The 14,440-nt window shown below is 63.0% G+C and carries 11 protein-coding genes and 1 tRNA gene; all 12 read right to left on the bottom strand.

The window, feature by feature from the left end:
- Positions 1–19 precede the first annotated feature (19 nt).
- A complete protein-coding gene (locus CABTHER_RS06415; RefSeq protein ID WP_081464744.1) occupies positions 20–730 on the bottom strand; it encodes a biotin--[acetyl-CoA-carboxylase] ligase in 711 nt (236 codons plus the stop codon).
- On the bottom strand, positions 693–2,441 hold the full coding sequence (locus CABTHER_RS06410; protein ID WP_014099794.1) for a TolC family protein: 1,749 nt from the start codon (positions 2,439–2,441) through the stop codon (positions 693–695). The genes CABTHER_RS06415 and CABTHER_RS06410 overlap by 38 nt, the downstream gene beginning before the upstream one ends.
- A 297-nt stretch (positions 2,442–2,738) precedes the next feature.
- Positions 2,739–2,811 (bottom strand) — tRNA-Ala (locus CABTHER_RS06405).
- A gap of 70 nt (positions 2,812–2,881) precedes the next feature.
- Positions 2,882–4,099: a ribonuclease D gene (locus tag CABTHER_RS06400; protein WP_014099793.1), complete on the bottom strand. Its 1,218-nt coding sequence runs from the start codon at positions 4,097–4,099 to the stop codon at positions 2,882–2,884.
- A 42-nt stretch (positions 4,100–4,141) separates the two neighbouring features.
- Positions 4,142–4,924, bottom strand: coding sequence for a Mov34/MPN/PAD-1 family protein (locus CABTHER_RS06395; protein ID WP_014099792.1), 783 nt, complete (start codon positions 4,922–4,924; stop codon positions 4,142–4,144).
- Entirely contained in the window at positions 4,921–5,304 is a 384-nt protein-coding gene (locus tag CABTHER_RS06390; protein ID WP_014099791.1) for a hypothetical protein, read from the bottom strand. Before CABTHER_RS06390 ends, CABTHER_RS06395 begins: the two co-directional genes overlap by 4 nt.
- Before the next feature lie 238 nt (positions 5,305–5,542).
- Positions 5,543–6,412 (bottom strand): patatin-like phospholipase family protein, encoded by an 870-nt coding sequence (locus CABTHER_RS06385; protein WP_014099790.1) that lies wholly within the window; start codon positions 6,410–6,412, stop codon positions 5,543–5,545.
- Positions 6,405–7,169 carry a 6-phosphogluconolactonase gene (gene pgl / locus CABTHER_RS06380; RefSeq protein ID WP_014099789.1) on the bottom strand — a complete coding sequence of 255 codons (765 nt, stop codon included), beginning with the start codon at positions 7,167–7,169 and terminating at the stop codon, positions 6,405–6,407. Before pgl ends, CABTHER_RS06385 begins: the two co-directional genes overlap by 8 nt.
- Positions 7,153–8,322 (bottom strand): glucose-6-phosphate dehydrogenase assembly protein OpcA, encoded by a 1,170-nt coding sequence (locus tag CABTHER_RS06375; protein WP_014099788.1) that lies wholly within the window; start codon positions 8,320–8,322, stop codon positions 7,153–7,155. Before CABTHER_RS06375 ends, pgl begins: the two co-directional genes overlap by 17 nt.
- A 56-nt stretch (positions 8,323–8,378) precedes the next feature.
- On the bottom strand, positions 8,379–9,911 hold the full coding sequence (gene zwf / locus CABTHER_RS06370) for a glucose-6-phosphate dehydrogenase (protein ID WP_014099787.1): 1,533 nt from the start codon (positions 9,909–9,911) through the stop codon (positions 8,379–8,381).
- Between the two features lie 100 nt (positions 9,912–10,011).
- Positions 10,012–11,445 (bottom strand): NADP-dependent phosphogluconate dehydrogenase, encoded by a 1,434-nt coding sequence (gene gndA, locus CABTHER_RS06365; RefSeq protein WP_014099786.1) that lies wholly within the window; start codon positions 11,443–11,445, stop codon positions 10,012–10,014.
- A gap of 117 nt (positions 11,446–11,562) precedes the next feature.
- Positions 11,563–14,397: a bifunctional transaldolase/phosoglucose isomerase gene (locus CABTHER_RS06360; protein ID WP_014099785.1), complete on the bottom strand. Its 2,835-nt coding sequence runs from the start codon at positions 14,395–14,397 to the stop codon at positions 11,563–11,565.
- Positions 14,398–14,440: the final 43 nt, after the last annotated feature.

Raw genomic sequence — 14,440 nt, 5'->3', positions numbered from 1 at the left:
ACAGGATCGTGGGCTGACGCTAGTATGGACGTTCCTGCCGGTCATGAAAAGTGCTTGGGAGAAAACAGATGTCCTGCCGCCGCACGGCAACCACGCCGGCCGGGTCGGCCAGAAAGGCGTCCCAGTGGTCCTGAAAGGCATTGAGGAGTGCGTCAAGGACAGCCTCGCGCGGCGGCGCAGCTTCGCCAAGCGCCAGGTGCAGGGACGTGGCTGGCTGACGCAGCCCTTCCTGGAACGAAACCTGCCCGATGTTGACGCCGATGCCGACAATCACGAAGCGGAGCACCCCGCCCTGCCAGTCGGCTTCAACCAGAATGCCGGCCACCTTGCGTCTATCGAGGAAGACATCGTTGGGTTCTTTGACGGCGAGGCGCGCTGGCGTGCCCACGAACCGGGCCAGCGTGTCGTGAACCATCAGCCCGGCAAAGGTGGTGACGTGATGCAACTGGTCGGAGGTCAGACACGGTGGACGGAACAGAAGCGAGCAATACAGTCCTTCTCCGGCCGGCGAATGCCACGTGCGGCCATACTGCCCCCGGCCAGCCGTTTGTTCGTCTGCACCGAGGCAGAAACCATCCGGCGCTCCGGCCTGAGCCAGTGCCTTGAGCGCCGTATTGGTCGAGTCCACCTGTGCCAGCCAGCCGACCGTGAACCGCTCCGACCAGCGCCACAGCCGGGTCAGACCGGCTTCTTCAAGGTGTCTGGTCTGGCTGGACAATCTCGATGCCATTGGCGGTCAGCGACGTGCCCAGCGTACGTTGCAGTTGGGCCACGGCCTTGTTGTAGTCAGTCAGTGCCTGGATTTCGTTGCCACGGGCGATGGAGAGACGGTTCTGGCGGTCGAGAATGAGAAAAGTTGTGGAAAGTCCGGCGGCATACCGCTGCTGTTCACCGCGCAGTTGGGTTTCAGCCGCAATCCGCGCCGCGCGGGTGGCTTCCACCCGCTGGCGGGCCGAGGCAACCGCCTGCAGGCCATTGCGCACTTCGACCTGAATGCTCTGCTGAAGGTTGCGTTCCTGGGCCTTGAGCTGGCGTCCCGTAGCCAGCGTCCGACCCACGACCGCATTGGCCGTCCGGTTGCGGAAGGTGAAGGAAATGTTTGCGCCGACGGTGTAGGTCGGAAAGTCGAAGGAGAAAAGGTTGTTGAGCGCGGTGCCGTAGCTGCCGATGAAGCGTGGATTGATGAACACTGGCGCGCCGGGGATAGATTCGAGGCGGGATGTACCTGCCAGACCGCTGAGCGTCAGCGCGGTAAACACATCCACCTGGGGTTTGCGCTGATTTTCGGCAAACAGCCGCTCGATGTCGTTGAGTTCCTGCTGCAAGCGGATTTGTTCGAGTTCCGGCCGGTTGCGCATGGCGCTGGCGAGCGCCTGCTGCACATCGAGTTCAACCGGGGTGAAATCCACGTCGTCGGTTGGCTCAATGGCCGCCTGCCATTCTTCGGCCTGGGGATCGCCCAGAATGAGCTGCTTGAGCTGGTTTTCGGCCGTGGTGATTTGCTGCAGGGCCGCAATGGCGGCATTTTTGCGGTTTTCAAGTTCGGATTCGTTCTCGACGACGTTGATGGGCGCGCTCGTGCCGACTTCCACCTGGCGGCGGGTGACGGCCAGCGAGATGTCTGCCAGTTCAACGGCGTCCCGCTGGATGTTCAGGTTGCGGATGGCGAAGACCAAATCCCAGTACGCCGACTGGACGGCAGCGATAGTCGTCAGGACACGCTGCCGGAACTGGGCGTCACTGATGGTCAACTGCTTGCGGCTGATTTTCACCTGCCGCTCGTTGACGCTCGACCGGAAGTTCCGAAACAACGGTTGGGTGAAGCGGAAGTCAAGCGTCGAGAAGTACTGCGGACTCAACCCGGCGGAACCGGCGTTGTTCGTTTCACGGCCGTTGGTGAAGGTAATCGAGTAGTTGCCGCCGGTCGGGAGGCTCTGCACCAGGGTAGGCGTGAACTGGAGCTGCTTGCGCTTGAAGGCCCCACCTTCCGCGCCGATGAAGGTCTGCGCCGTCGGCGAGGTGGAGGACTGAAACTGTACGGCAGCCTGGAAAATGGGATCGTAGCTGCCATACGCGCCACGCGCGTTCTGCTGGGCAATCTGCACATTGGCGCGCTCAACTTCGATGTCCTGGTTGTTGCGCAGCGCCATGAGAATGGCTTCCCGCAGGGGGAGGCGCAGGATGCGCCCGGGGGTGATCCCAATCCGGGTGGTCGGCAGGTCATCCAGCGCCCGTTTGGTGCGTTGGTCGGCAACGGGAAGTGACGGTGGCACCTGCCCGCCCGGTGGGGTGGCCGGTGGTGTAGGCTTTTGGGCAACAATGCCCGCGACAGCGCCTGCCGGTGGCGTGTCTGTCGCCGGGTTCTGAGCCGGCGCCGACAGGGTGGCAGGTTCAGGGAAGAGCAGGGTAAAGACGAGGCAAAGAACGTTGCGCAGTGACATGGTCGCAATGGTATTCCAGAAACGGCGAACTGTGGACAGTCAGAGTTGCAGCCCCTTACGCAGGGCCTGCCCGGCAGGTTTCACTTGAATCTCACACTCCCGCCAAGGCTTCACAAAAGCTGGCTCAGCGAAGGCCGCCGGTTCTGCGCGAAACACTACGTCACCGTGTGTTTTCCGGCAACAATGCGGCTGTAGCTGAAGCCGTCGCCGCAAGGCGTAAACAGAGGGCAGAGGGCCGGGGCTGTGGCGCACCGAACGAGTCGGACAACCCGGCTTGCGGAATCTTTTGAAGGGGAGTGGAGATGAGGGGGGTCGAACCCCTGGCCTCTGCATTGCGAACGCAGCGCTCTACCAACTGAGCTACATCCCCATGTCGTGCGTCAACGGATGCAAGCCGCCAAGATAAAGCGGCATAAACCGCACTGTCAAGCCACATCGCGTCACGCCGTATCGCCGGGGTCCGGCTGCCCGTCGGCGGGGGTGGAGGGCGCCGGTGGGATGATCCGCAGCGCGCCCGGCGCTTCCGGGGCAATCTGGAGCAGGGATTTGCCGGCCACAAGGTCGAGCAGAAGCTCGCCAATGACAGACCGCCGCCAGCCCTGCAGGACGGCAAGCTGTCCGGCCTCTGCCGCCGGGCGGCCGCGCAGGACCCACCCGGCGAAGCGGAGCAGGTCATCGCGGGTGGCCAGAAGGTTGGGGGCAATGTCGAGTGTTCCGGCGCGCAGCCGGACAATCGCCCCCAGCAGGGTTGCCAGACCGTCCAGCGTGGGATCGTACTCGCGGACAGTGACCGGTTCGGGCCACTCGCTTTCCGGCAGCGCCAGCGCCTGCTGGATGGTCTCCAGAATTTCCGTCACCAGTTCCCGCGAGAGATTGGTCGTCCCACGCATCTGCCGCAGAGCAGTTTCCGTCCTGGGGAGCGTGTAGGCAATCTGCCGCAGCACATCATCGTGCAGAATGGTTCCCACCGGGCGGTTGCGGCTGCGGGCCGTAGCTTCGCGCCACTGGTACAACTCCCGCAATACCGCCAGTTCACGGCGGCTCATCGAGCCAAGCTTGCCAATTTTCAGGTATTCCTGCCCTGTTTCACGCACCCTGACCGCTTGCGCCACGGCATCGGCACAGGCATCCAGCACCCAGTCTGTCCGTCCGTGCTGGGCAAGCTGTTCGAGCAAACCGTCATAAACCGGAAACAGGTAGCGCACATCGTTGAGGGCATATTCAATCTGCTCCGGCAGGAGGGGGCGGCGGGTCCAATCCGTGAACTGTTGTTTTTTGCTGAGTGAAACCTTGGCGAAACGTTGCGCCAGAGCCGCATAGCCGGTGGCTTCACCGTATCCGAGAAACGCCGCGGCAATCTGGGTGTCGAAAACACTGACCGGAATGGCATCGGTTTCCCGCCGCAGCAGAACGATGTCCTGTCCCCCGGCATGAACGATTTTCCGAATGCCGGGATGAGTCAGCAGCGGGGCAAGCGGGGTGAGATTAACGCGGAAGGGATCAACCGCCACACACCGGTCACGCAGTCCCAACTGCACCAGACACAGAAGCGGGGTGTAGCGGCCTTCGCCCTGAAACTCCAGATCAATGGCCAGTTCGGTCTGGGTGTACGCCTGGTGGCAAAATTCCTGAAAGGCACGGTCGGTATCAATCCACATCGGTGCTGACCACAGGGGAGGTTGGTTGACCGCCGGAAGCCTTCACGAAGCTTCCGGGTCACGGTACCGTGCAAGGGCGGCGCGCACACCCTGGCGCACCGCTTCAAGCTCGGTCATCAAACGTTGCCGCAGTGAGAGGTCGCTGCTCAGGCGCGGCGCAGCGACGCCGTCCAGACCCGTTGCCAGGGCAGGCAGGAAAGGGAAGCCTTCGGCCTGGGCGTCGAACAAATACCATCCTGGCAGGTGAGTGGAGTCCTTGCCGTAAAACAGGCCGTACTCGCCATTGAGCGGATCATAGACGACGGCCACCTGCCACGGCATACCGAACACCTGCCGCTGGGTGGCCTGGTCTGTGCCCGACATAAACACCCCAAACCCCGGATGGGTGTGATACCAGCCCACGATGCGCAGATCGGCTTCGGTAACGTTCCGTTGGCGCTCACGCAGGCGTTGCAGGTAGTTGGTTACAGCCAGCAAATCCGTTGCGCCCATTTCCACAAAGGTCGGCCCGGCCTGGGCTTCCTGCGCCGGGATGGCGTCCACAATGGCCGTGAACGTCACCCGGTAGCCAGCGGCTTCTGTCTGATAGACATTGCCGATGAGCAGCCCACCGCACTCGTTCTCGCCGAGAAAGGTGCGCGCCAGGTCGGGCAGGAGTTCGCTGGGTTGTTCGGGCGGGGCAGCCAGCAGAATCTTTTCTTCCGCCTGCCGGGAAAGAAACACCTGGAGTCCCGTGGTGGGCGGTTGTCCAATCGTGTCCAGCACCTGGGGCAGCGGGCGGTGGGCTGGCTCAACTTCACGAACGGCTTTGATGCGGAACGTCATGGCGTCAGGGGTTCGGGTTCAAAAGGGAAGACTTCGTTGTGTTTGACATCGAAGGCAAAGCTCTGCACGGCGTCCATGCGGACGTACAGCTTGCGAAAGTGTGCGGTGGGCATGTGGTTCTGGAAGTGCTCGATTTCACAGTCATCCAGCTCGATGACATCCGTTTCGATGCGCACGCGGCTGACGTTTTCCAGCCGCGCGTCACGGGCGGCGGAAAGTGTGTCTGTCACCGTACGGGAAATGCGTCCGCGCACAATGCCATAAGGCAGGTATAGCACCAGAAGTGGACGTGGCCCGCCGGTATCGAGTGCGGTGCGAATCACCGTAAAGAGTGTGTCGCTCATGCGAAACTTCATGGTCGGGGCGTCAAGCTGGCTCATGCCGTTCTGTAAACCTCACCGGAGATGGTCATGCCCTGTGCCATGGCTGTGCCTGCCAGAGCAGGTTGTGGGGGAAGGGCGAAAAGTTACCGGAAAACTAACAGTTTTCGGGTTCGGATAAAACACCCCGGCAGCATGACCGGCGGATGGGTGCCACAACGTCGGTGCGTCAACCGGGTGATACAACCTGCTGGCGACCTGGTCGTCTGCGTCATGGGCGCGAAGGGACGCTGAAATTTCAGGCGGGTTCAGCGAGAAAGGCATCCAGCGCTGCTCGATGCAGGGTGGCTTCCCGGCGGCCCTGCTCGATGGTGGCCTCAACCAGGTCGGGGCGGGTGTAGTCCCAGCGGGAGACGGGCGGCGGTGTCAACGGGGCAATATAGAGCCGGTGCCCCTGGCGGCCGACAACCTGTGGCGGGTAGGGCCGCGACATCAGGACCACCTGCTGCGCCACATCCGGCCGGTCATCCAGCACAAAGGCCGGGATGTTGTCCACCAGCCCGCCGTCGAGCAACGCCTGCCCGTCCACCCGGCCGAGGGGCGTAAACGGGGGCGTTGCCGAGGACGCCAGAATCAGTGCCGTCGCATCGGCGGCCGTCGGGCAACGGCGCAGGTCAAAGACAGCCGGACGAAAGCCCAGCCGCCGGCCCCACGTGGGATGAACCAGACCCGGCTTGAGCTTCTTTTCAAGGTTGTACGCCAGCAGCCCGGCCAGTGTCGCCGCTTTGGGCGGGAGTCCGGCGGGAAGGCGGGAAGTGAGCACGAGCAGGGGAAACGGTTGCGCGCGCAGGCGTTCAAAACCGCCCTCAGCCAGACAGAAATCCAGCGTGTCACGGTAAATGGGCGCATGGGGCGCCAGTGGCTTGCCCATGAGCGGGTGCAGCCAGTTGATGTTGCGCCGGACGTGGGCGCGGCGCCGTTTCCAGAAGTCGGCCGTGGCTTCGGCCCGGCCGCTGAGCAGCATGGCCACGACACAGGCCCCGGCGCTGCACATGGCTACGGCCGCCGTCTGCGCCCAGACATCCTGCCAGACCTGCATCAGGCCCAACTGATAAAAGGCGCGGTTGCCGCCCCCGGCAAAGACCAGTCCGAGTCGGCGGTCAGGCATGGCGCAGCAGGTCGGCCGGAAGCTGGGCGGCTGCGTCGGCAGTGACAAACCAAGTCAGGGTGCCGTCGGTCGGGCAGATCATTTGCGACGGATAATGATGTTTCTGCTCCGCACCCAGCAGCACTTCCCGCAACACGCCCGCTTTGCCCGCGCCAGTCACAAAAAATTCCACTGCCCGCGCCGCGTTGATGAGCGCCGCCGTGAAGGTGATGCGGGTCGTCTGCCGCTGTGGAACTTCATTGGCCACCACACGGGCTTCCGGGTCGTCCAGCGCGGCCGTGTGGGGAAAAAGTGAGGCTGTGTGTCCGTCTTCCCCCATGCCCAGATGGATGAGATCAAACCGACGCGGCTCTGCACCAAAAAAGGCCGTCAGGTGGGCGTCATAGCGGGCGGCCGCTTCGGCCGGAGGCAACTCACCCTCGATGCGGTGGATATTTTCAGCGGCAATTCCAAGTGGCTGAAGCAGGTGTTCCTGCGCCAGACGAAAGTTGCTTTCGGGGTCGTCCGGCGGTACGGCGCGCTCATCGCCCCAGAAGAAGTGCACCCGTGACCAGTCAACCTGTGACGCAGCTTCGGGGCGGGCCAGACAGCGAAAAACAGTGCGTGGCGTGGTGCCGCCGGAAAGAGCAACGCTGAACCGGCCGCGGTCCGCTATGGCCGCAGCCGCCTGTTCCACAAACGAGGTGGCGGCCTGCCGTGCCAGGTCTTCGGCCGTCGGGAACACCCGAATGACGCGGCGGCTAGTTGAACTGAGCATCGAGTTCCAGCTCCGTGATGATGTCGAGCGCCACGCGCAGGGCGCGTTCGTAGGGCTTGCTCCGGCCGAAGATTTCAACTTCCCGCGACATCAGGCGCGCTTCCGTCAACTGGGGCAGGGCAATCGTCGTGTGGTAGCGCACGCCGCCGGAAATCTCGACGGCCGGTGTGTAAAGCCAGTCTGCACCTTCTGACGGGTGACAGGTCACACTGAAGCGCGCCATTTCCGGCCGTTCAGCCAGCAGGATGACTTCGGTAAGCTGGCGCTGTGGCAATCCCTGGCTCTCCTGTGGCTCAATCGTCACCGTGACGCGCCGCTGACGGGCGCGGAAGCGTAGCTCCGCCTGGTGGCGGCTGACCTCGTAAGCATCCTTGAGTGTCCACCCCAACTGGGCTGCAAAGAAGCCGGTCAGCAGCAAGGCCTGAAGCGGAATGCCTGACGCCTCTTCGTCCTTGGCGTAAAGGATTGTGACGCGCGTCAATTGATGCAGGTAGTGCGTCAAATCAGGTGCGTCAAAAAGCCCTGCAATAAGGTCGCGCCAGCGGGTGAGGCGCGTCCAGTTGAGGTCGCTGAAGGCAGCCCGTTGACGCGCTTCGAGGACAAAGCGGGCGAGTTGCGGTGCCTGTGCGTCACGGTGCGTCAGTTGACGGCTGTCCACGATGACGCGATCCACTTCCGGCAGAAAGTCGAGGAAGTATTTTTCCTGAAGCGTCTGCAAATCCTGCCACCAGAGAAACACCGGAAGGTCGGGGGCGATGAGCGGGGCCACCGTGCGTGCCAGGTAGCGGATGGCGGAACCGCTGGCCGCCACCCGGATTTCTTCACAGCACACCTGGCGCATCTGATCGTCAAGGTGGCAGTGGGAGGCTATCCAGGCGTGGGTTTCGGTGGCTGTCCTGGAGAGGTCGGCGTGCATGATGATGGCCCGGCAGGGCGCGGATTCCGTGACCTTGGCGACGACTTCCGAGACTTCACCAAGGCGGGCTTCATCGGTGATGAAGACGAGCAGGTTGAGCAGGCAGACGCGCATGACCGCATCGGTGGCGGCTCCGTCCTTGGCTTCGGCCGCAGCTTTCCACAACTCGGTCAGTTCGCGTTCGATGGCCGCCACGTCAACCGGGCGGCGGCGTTCGATGTCTTCGACAATCCCCATGGGCATCTCCTTCTGCCATTTCTCCTGTGATCGGGCCTGGCTTGGCCGCCGGCAGGTCAGAGCCGTCGCCAGGCGCGCCCCTCATCCATGAGCCGGTTGGCGGCTTCCGGCCCCCAGGTGCCGGCCTCGTAGAAGTGCAGGTTGCGTTCACCGGATGCCGCCCAGTGATCGAGGATGGGCATCATGAGCGCCCAGCCGGTTTCCACCATGTCGCGCCGGGTAAACAGGGTGGCGTCGCCGAACATGCAATCGAGCAGGAGCCGTTCGTAGGCTTCCGACGACCGGACGCCAAAGGACGTGCCGTAGCGAAATTCCATGTTGACCGAGCGCAGGTGAATGGCATGGCCGGGGAGTTTGGCCGCCAGCCGCAGCGTCAGACCTTCATCGGGCTGAATTTTCATCACCAACAGGTTGGGTTCGTGCAGATCGGCTTCCGTTGTGCTGAACAGGCGCATCGGCACCTGGCGGAACTGGACGGCAATTTCGGCCGCCCGCTTCGTCATGCGCTTGCCGGAGCGCAGGAAAAACGGCACGCCGGCCCAGCGCCAGTTGTCAATCTCAAAACGGATGGCGGCGTAGGTTTCCGTGGTTGAAGTCGGGCTGACGCCTTCCTCCTCGCGGTAGCCGGGAACGGCCTTGCCGCCAACCCAGCCGGCGGTGTACTGCCCCCGAACGGCATGGGCATCCACCTCGGATGGCACCAGGGGGCGAATGGCTTTGGCCACCTTGATGGCTTCGTCGCGGATGGCATCAGCTTCCAGCGAGATCGGTGGCTCCATCGCCACCAGGGCCAGCAACTGGAGCAGGTGGTTCTGAAGCATGTCGCGGACCGCGCCGGAGCCTTCGTAGTAGCCACCGCGCCCTTCGACGCCGACGGCTTCGGCAGCCGTAATCTGCACGTGGTCTATGTAGCGGCGGTTCCAGACCGGCTCAAAGATGCCGTTGGCAAACCGCATGGCGACGATATTCTGAACGGTCTCTTTGGCGCGGTAGTGGTCAATGCGATAGACCTGACTCTCATCGAAAATGCGGCTGATGTGGGCGTTGAGTTCCTGGGCGGTTTTGAGGTCGTAGCCCAGCGGTTTCTCGATGATGATGCGCGTCCAGCTTCCGGGCGCACTCCGGGCCAGTTCGGAAGCGCCCAGCGTATCCATAATGGGGCCGATGAGGCTGGGCGGAGTGGAGAGGTAAAAAATCCGGTTGCCGCTCGTGCCCCGTTCGGCATCAATCGCCGCCAGACGTTCTTTGAGCCGGGTGTAGCCGGCGACATCGTCATACCCACCCTGGCAGTAGAACATGCCGGCGGCAAAGCTCTCCCACTCGGCGGCTGTGGGCGGACCCGAACTGGAAAACCGGACAACGGCTTCGTACATCAGTGCCCGCAGAGCTTCGTCGCTCAGGGGGCTGCGGGAATAGCCGACGATGGAAAAACCGCCGGGCAGGCGGCGCTCACGGGCCAGATTGAACAGCGCCGGGACGAGCTTGCGTTTGGCCAGGTCGCCCGAAGCGCCAAAGATGACCACGGTACAGGGGTCTGGGGTGCGTTCGACGCGGGCTTCAGCGCGCAGGGGATTGAGATCGTTCGCCATAGGATGTGCTCCTTTACGCTCACCGTCACGGCCGGTGCAACCGCGACACCCGTCCGTGACGGTGGTCGGGGCCAAAGCGGGTTTACTAGCCGAAGCGGGTTTACTGAATGAGTTGCTTCCATTCCGTATGGATGAACCCCGCTTCCGGTTTGTCAACCCGCTCGTAGGTGTGTGAGCCGAAGAAATCGCGCTGGGCCTGGGTGAGGTTTTGCGGCAGCGTGGCCGTTCGGTAGCTGTCAAAGTAAGCCAGACTGGCGCTCATCGCTGGCAGCGGGACGCCGGCCAGCGCGCCGATGCTCACCACACTGCGCCAGCTCGTCTGGGTGTCGGTCATCCACTGGTTGAAGTCGGGGTCAAGGAGCAGGTTGGGCAGGTCGGGCCGCCGCTGGTAAGCCTGTTTGATTTTGTCGAGAAACTGCGCGCGGATGATGCAGCCGCCCTTCCAGATGCGGCTGATTTCGCCCAGGTCGAGGTTCCAGTCATAGACCCGTGAGGCCGTGGCGAGCAGCGCCATGCCCTGGGCGTAAGAGCAGATTTTGCTGGCGTAGAGCGCATTGTGGACAAGAACGATAAAGTCTCCCTGATCAAGGCTTTCCGGCGATGTCGGCGGGCCGACAATGACCTGGCTGGCCGCCACGCGCTCTTCTTTCATCGCCGAAAGCACCCGCGCATCAATCGCTGCCTGAATCGTCGGAACCGGAACACCCAGGTCGAGCGCCGTTTCGGAAGTCCATTTGCCCGTTCCCTTCTGCCCGGCTTTGTCGAGGACGAGTTCCACCAGCGGCTGGTTCGTCTCCGGGTCAATGGCGCGGAAGATTTGCGCAGTGATCTCGATGAGAAATGATTTGAGGACGCCTTCGTTCCAGGCCGCAAACACGGCTGCCAGTTCCATGGCCGTCAGTTTCCCGACGCGCTTGAGCAGGTCGTAGGCTTCGGCAATGAGCTGCATGTCGCCGTACTCGATGCCGTTGTGCACCATCTTGACAAAATGCCCGGCACCGTTGGGGCCGATGTAGGTGACGCAGGGGCCGTCATCCACCTTGGCGGCAATCGCCTCAAAAATCGGCCGGAGTTGTTCGTATGCTTCACGCGCGCCACCGGGCATCAGCGACGGCCCCCACAGCGCCCCTTCCTCACCCCCGGAAACACCGCATCCGACGAAGTGCAGCCCCGCCGCCCTGAGCGCCTGTTCCCGGCGGATGGTGTCGTGGTAGAGCGCATTTCCGCCATCAATGATGATGTCGCCCGGTTCGAGATAGGGTTTGATCTGTTCAATCGTCCAGTCCGTAGCCTCCCCGGCCTTGACCAGCAGCATCACCTTGCGGGGGCGCGCCAGGGACTTCACAAAGTCTTCCGGGGTGTGCGCGCCGATGAACTTCCTGCCGGCGCCGACGGTCGCCATAAAATCGTCCACGCGCTTTGGATCGCGGTTCCAGACCGCCACGGTGAATCCGTTGCGCTCGATGTTCTGTGCCAGATTGCTGCCCATCACGGCCAGCCCAATCATGCCGATGTCGGCCAATCCTTCCGCCATAACGTTCGTGCCTCGCTCCTTGTGTGAATGCGGTCAAAAAACACGGTGAACAAAGCCGCCCAACGCCTCTGCCACCACGTTGTGCCACCGTGTGATGGCCGGTTGTCCAGTGGTTGTTCAGTGCGCCAGCGCCTGAGCCACCGCCTCACGGAGTTTCACCAGATCGGCTGCAACATCCCTGCCAAGGTGGACCCGCAGCACCCGCCGCTGCCGCTCGGCCAACACCTGGAAGTCGCCGCGCGCCTGCGCCGCCTTGACGATGCCAAAGGTGTAGCCCTGCCCTGGTACGGGCATGTCATAGGCGTCCTCGCAGGTAAGCTGAAGAAAGACGCCGGTGTTGGGTCCGCCCTTGTACGCCTGCCCGGTTGAGTGCAGGAAGCGCGGGCCGAAGCCCAGGCATGTCGCCACCCGCTTTTCTTCCCGAACGGCATGCCGGATGGCCTGCAGGTGCGCCTTGTTGAGGGCGTTCATCTCCAGGTAGGCCAGCAGGGCAAAGTAGTCGCCCGGCTGGAGTCGCCCCAGATGCGCGCGAAGATAGCCGTCCAGACTGTCGTGCGTGCCGAGCGCTGCCGCGTTGGCCGGGTCAGTGAACAGCCGGAGACCGTCGGCCTCAAAGACCGGCGTTTCTTCCGGGAGCGCCCCGGTGCGCTCATACGCTGCCGTCAGTTCACGAGTGGCCACCTTGCTGGCTTCGACATCAGGCTGGTCGAAGGGATTGATGCCCAGAATGGCTCCGGCTACGGCCGTGGCGATTTCCCAGCGGAAAAATTCCTGCCCCAGGGTCATTTCTGTCGCCAGCCGGTTGACGATGACCGGATAGCCGGCGTCCTTGAAGGCGGCCACGGCGGCATCAGTCGCGTCGTTGTCGTCGTCGTCAAGGCGCAGGTAGGCAAAGATGCGGTCGTCGCCGTACACCGAAATGTCGCTGGGGAACTCACCCTCCACGGGAATGATGGCTTTCCCCTGCTTGCCCGTGGATTCGGCAATGAGCTGTTCCAGCCAGGCCCCCAGGTCCCAGAGCTTGGGCGAGGTGATGAAGGTCAGCTTGTCCCGTCCGGCTTTGGCCAGCACACCCAGCGCGCAACCCAGAACGACCCCCGGATTTTCGGCAATCGGGACACAGTACGAGCAGGCGTTGACCATATCATCGGCCAGATCGAGAAACTCGCCAACAGGGATGCCCATTATGGCCGCCGGCACCATGCCGAAGTTGGAAAGCGCCGAGTACCGCCCGCCGACGCTGGGCACGCCGGTGAAGATGTAGCGGAAACCATCGGCCCGGGCGATGCCTTCGAGCTTTGAGCCGGGGTCAGTAATGGCGATGAAGTGTTGTCCGACGCGCTCCGGCCCGACGACCTGCTTCATCCGTTCAAAGAAGTACTGCTTGAAGATGTTGGGTTCGAGCGTGCTGCCGGACTTGCTGGCGACAATAAATGCTGTCTGCTCCAGGTCGAGCCGCGCTTCGAGTTCGGCAATTTGCGCCGGGTCGGTGGAGTCGAGAACGTGAAGCACCGGCGCTTCCGGCAGGATGCCGAAGGTCATCCGCAGCACCTCCGGGCAGAGGCTGGAGCCACCCATACCCAGCACCACGACGTGCCGGAAGTGCTGCCGGATGTCGGCCGCAGCCGCCATCAGCGTTGGCAGGTTGGCCATCTGGTCTTCCACCAGCCCCAGCCAGCCGAGCCACTGGCTTTCGTCACTGCCAGTCCAGAGGCTGGCATCCCGCATCCAGAGCCGTCGCACCTTGCCCTTGATCTTCCAGTCATCGAGTTCGGCCTCCACCAGCCGGCGATGCTCGGCCGAAAGGTGCAGCTCCTGCGCGTTGAGGCGCGTCCAGTTGACGGCCTTGCACTTTTTGTCGAGCGAGTTGAGAAGCTTGTCAAAAGGTTCGGCAAAGAGCCGGACGGCCTCGACGAGCAGGGTGTCCGTGACTTCGGTGAGGGAAATGCCAACTTTGGCAAGGGTTTCAAGCGTGTCGTGTGCCGCGTCGAGGTCGCTTTCGAGCGTCGGACGCACCCGTCCGTGGTCGCGGAAGGCTTCCCACGTGGCCGGCGGCATGGTGTTGACCGTGTCGGGCCCGATGAGTTCCTCGACGTAGAGCACGTCGCTGTACTGCGGGTTTTTCGTGCCGGTACTCGCCCACAGCAGGCGCTGCGTGCGCGCACCGGCTGCGGCCAGTCGTTCCCAGCGTTCACCGGCAAATATCTTTTTGTAAGCCTGATAGGCCAGCTTGGCGTTGGCGATGGCCACCTTGCCCCGGAGACTTTCGAGCAGCGCCCGGTCGCCTTCACCGGCCTTGAGTTTGGCTTCCAGTCTGGCGTCCACGAGCGAGTCAATGCGGCTGACGAAGAAGCTGGCAACGCTGGCGACCCGCCGGAGGTCGCCGCCGGAGGCCGCCAGGGCTTCGAGACCGGCCAGGTAGGCTTCGGCCACCCGGCGGTAAGCTTCCTGCGAAAAGAGCAGGGTGACATTGATGTTGATGCCCTCGCCAATCAGCGTCTGGATGGCCGGAATCCCCTCCGGGGTCGCCGGCACCTTGATCATGAGGTTCGGGCGCTGAACGGCCTGCCACAGCCGGCGGGCTTCGGCGACCGTGCCATCTGTGTCCTTGGCAAGGTAGGGGGAAACTTCGAGGCTGACGTAGCCATCCCGCCCCTGGGTTTGCTCATACACCGGTTTGAGAAGGTCGGCGGCCTGCTGGATGTCCTCGATGGCCAGCCGTTCGTACAAAGCCATGGCATCGAGGTGTTCGGTTTCCAGTGCCGCCAGGGCGGCAGTGTAGTCCTGGCTGCCGGTAATGGCTTTCTCGAAGATGGCCGGGTTGGACGTGATGCCCATCAGCCCATCCTCATCAATGAGCCGCTGGAGTTCACCGCTGGTGAACAGGCTGCGCCGGATGTAGTCGAGCCAGGGAGACTGTCCCTGTTCGTGGAGTGCCCGGAGAGGATTCATAGGTACTACTCCCATAGGTAAAAGCCATTCAGACTTCAATTTG

Origin of the sequence: Chloracidobacterium thermophilum B (genome assembly GCF_000226295.1) — a bacterium.
In the GTDB taxonomy this organism is placed as follows: Bacteria; Acidobacteriota; Blastocatellia; order Chloracidobacteriales; family Chloracidobacteriaceae; genus Chloracidobacterium; species Chloracidobacterium thermophilum.
This window is presented reverse-complemented; position numbering and strand designations above follow the sequence as displayed.

Coding starts and splice junctions, on each gene's coding strand:
- CABTHER_RS06375 (WP_014099788.1), bottom strand. CDS start 8,322: ATGGGGATTGTCGAAGACATCGAACGCCGCCGCCCGGTTGACGTGGCG.
- CABTHER_RS06410 (WP_014099794.1), bottom strand. CDS start 2,441: ATGTCACTGCGCAACGTTCTTTGCCTCGTCTTTACCCTGCTCTTCCCT.
- gndA (WP_014099786.1), bottom strand. CDS start 11,445: ATGGCGGAAGGATTGGCCGACATCGGCATGATTGGGCTGGCCGTGATG.
- CABTHER_RS06395 (WP_014099792.1), bottom strand. CDS start 4,924: ATGACGTTCCGCATCAAAGCCGTTCGTGAAGTTGAGCCAGCCCACCGC.
- pgl (WP_014099789.1), bottom strand. CDS start 7,169: ATGCTCAGTTCAACTAGCCGCCGCGTCATTCGGGTGTTCCCGACGGCC.
- CABTHER_RS06415 (WP_081464744.1), bottom strand. CDS start 730: ATGGCATCGAGATTGTCCAGCCAGACCAGACACCTTGAAGAAGCCGGT.
- CABTHER_RS06360 (WP_014099785.1), bottom strand. CDS start 14,397: ATGAATCCTCTCCGGGCACTCCACGAACAGGGACAGTCTCCCTGGCTC.
- CABTHER_RS06385 (WP_014099790.1), bottom strand. CDS start 6,412: ATGCCTGACCGCCGACTCGGACTGGTCTTTGCCGGGGGCGGCAACCGC.
- CABTHER_RS06400 (WP_014099793.1), bottom strand. CDS start 4,099: ATGTGGATTGATACCGACCGTGCCTTTCAGGAATTTTGCCACCAGGCG.
- CABTHER_RS06390 (WP_014099791.1), bottom strand. CDS start 5,304: ATGAGCCAGCTTGACGCCCCGACCATGAAGTTTCGCATGAGCGACACA.
- zwf (WP_014099787.1), bottom strand. CDS start 9,911: ATGGCGAACGATCTCAATCCCCTGCGCGCTGAAGCCCGCGTCGAACGC.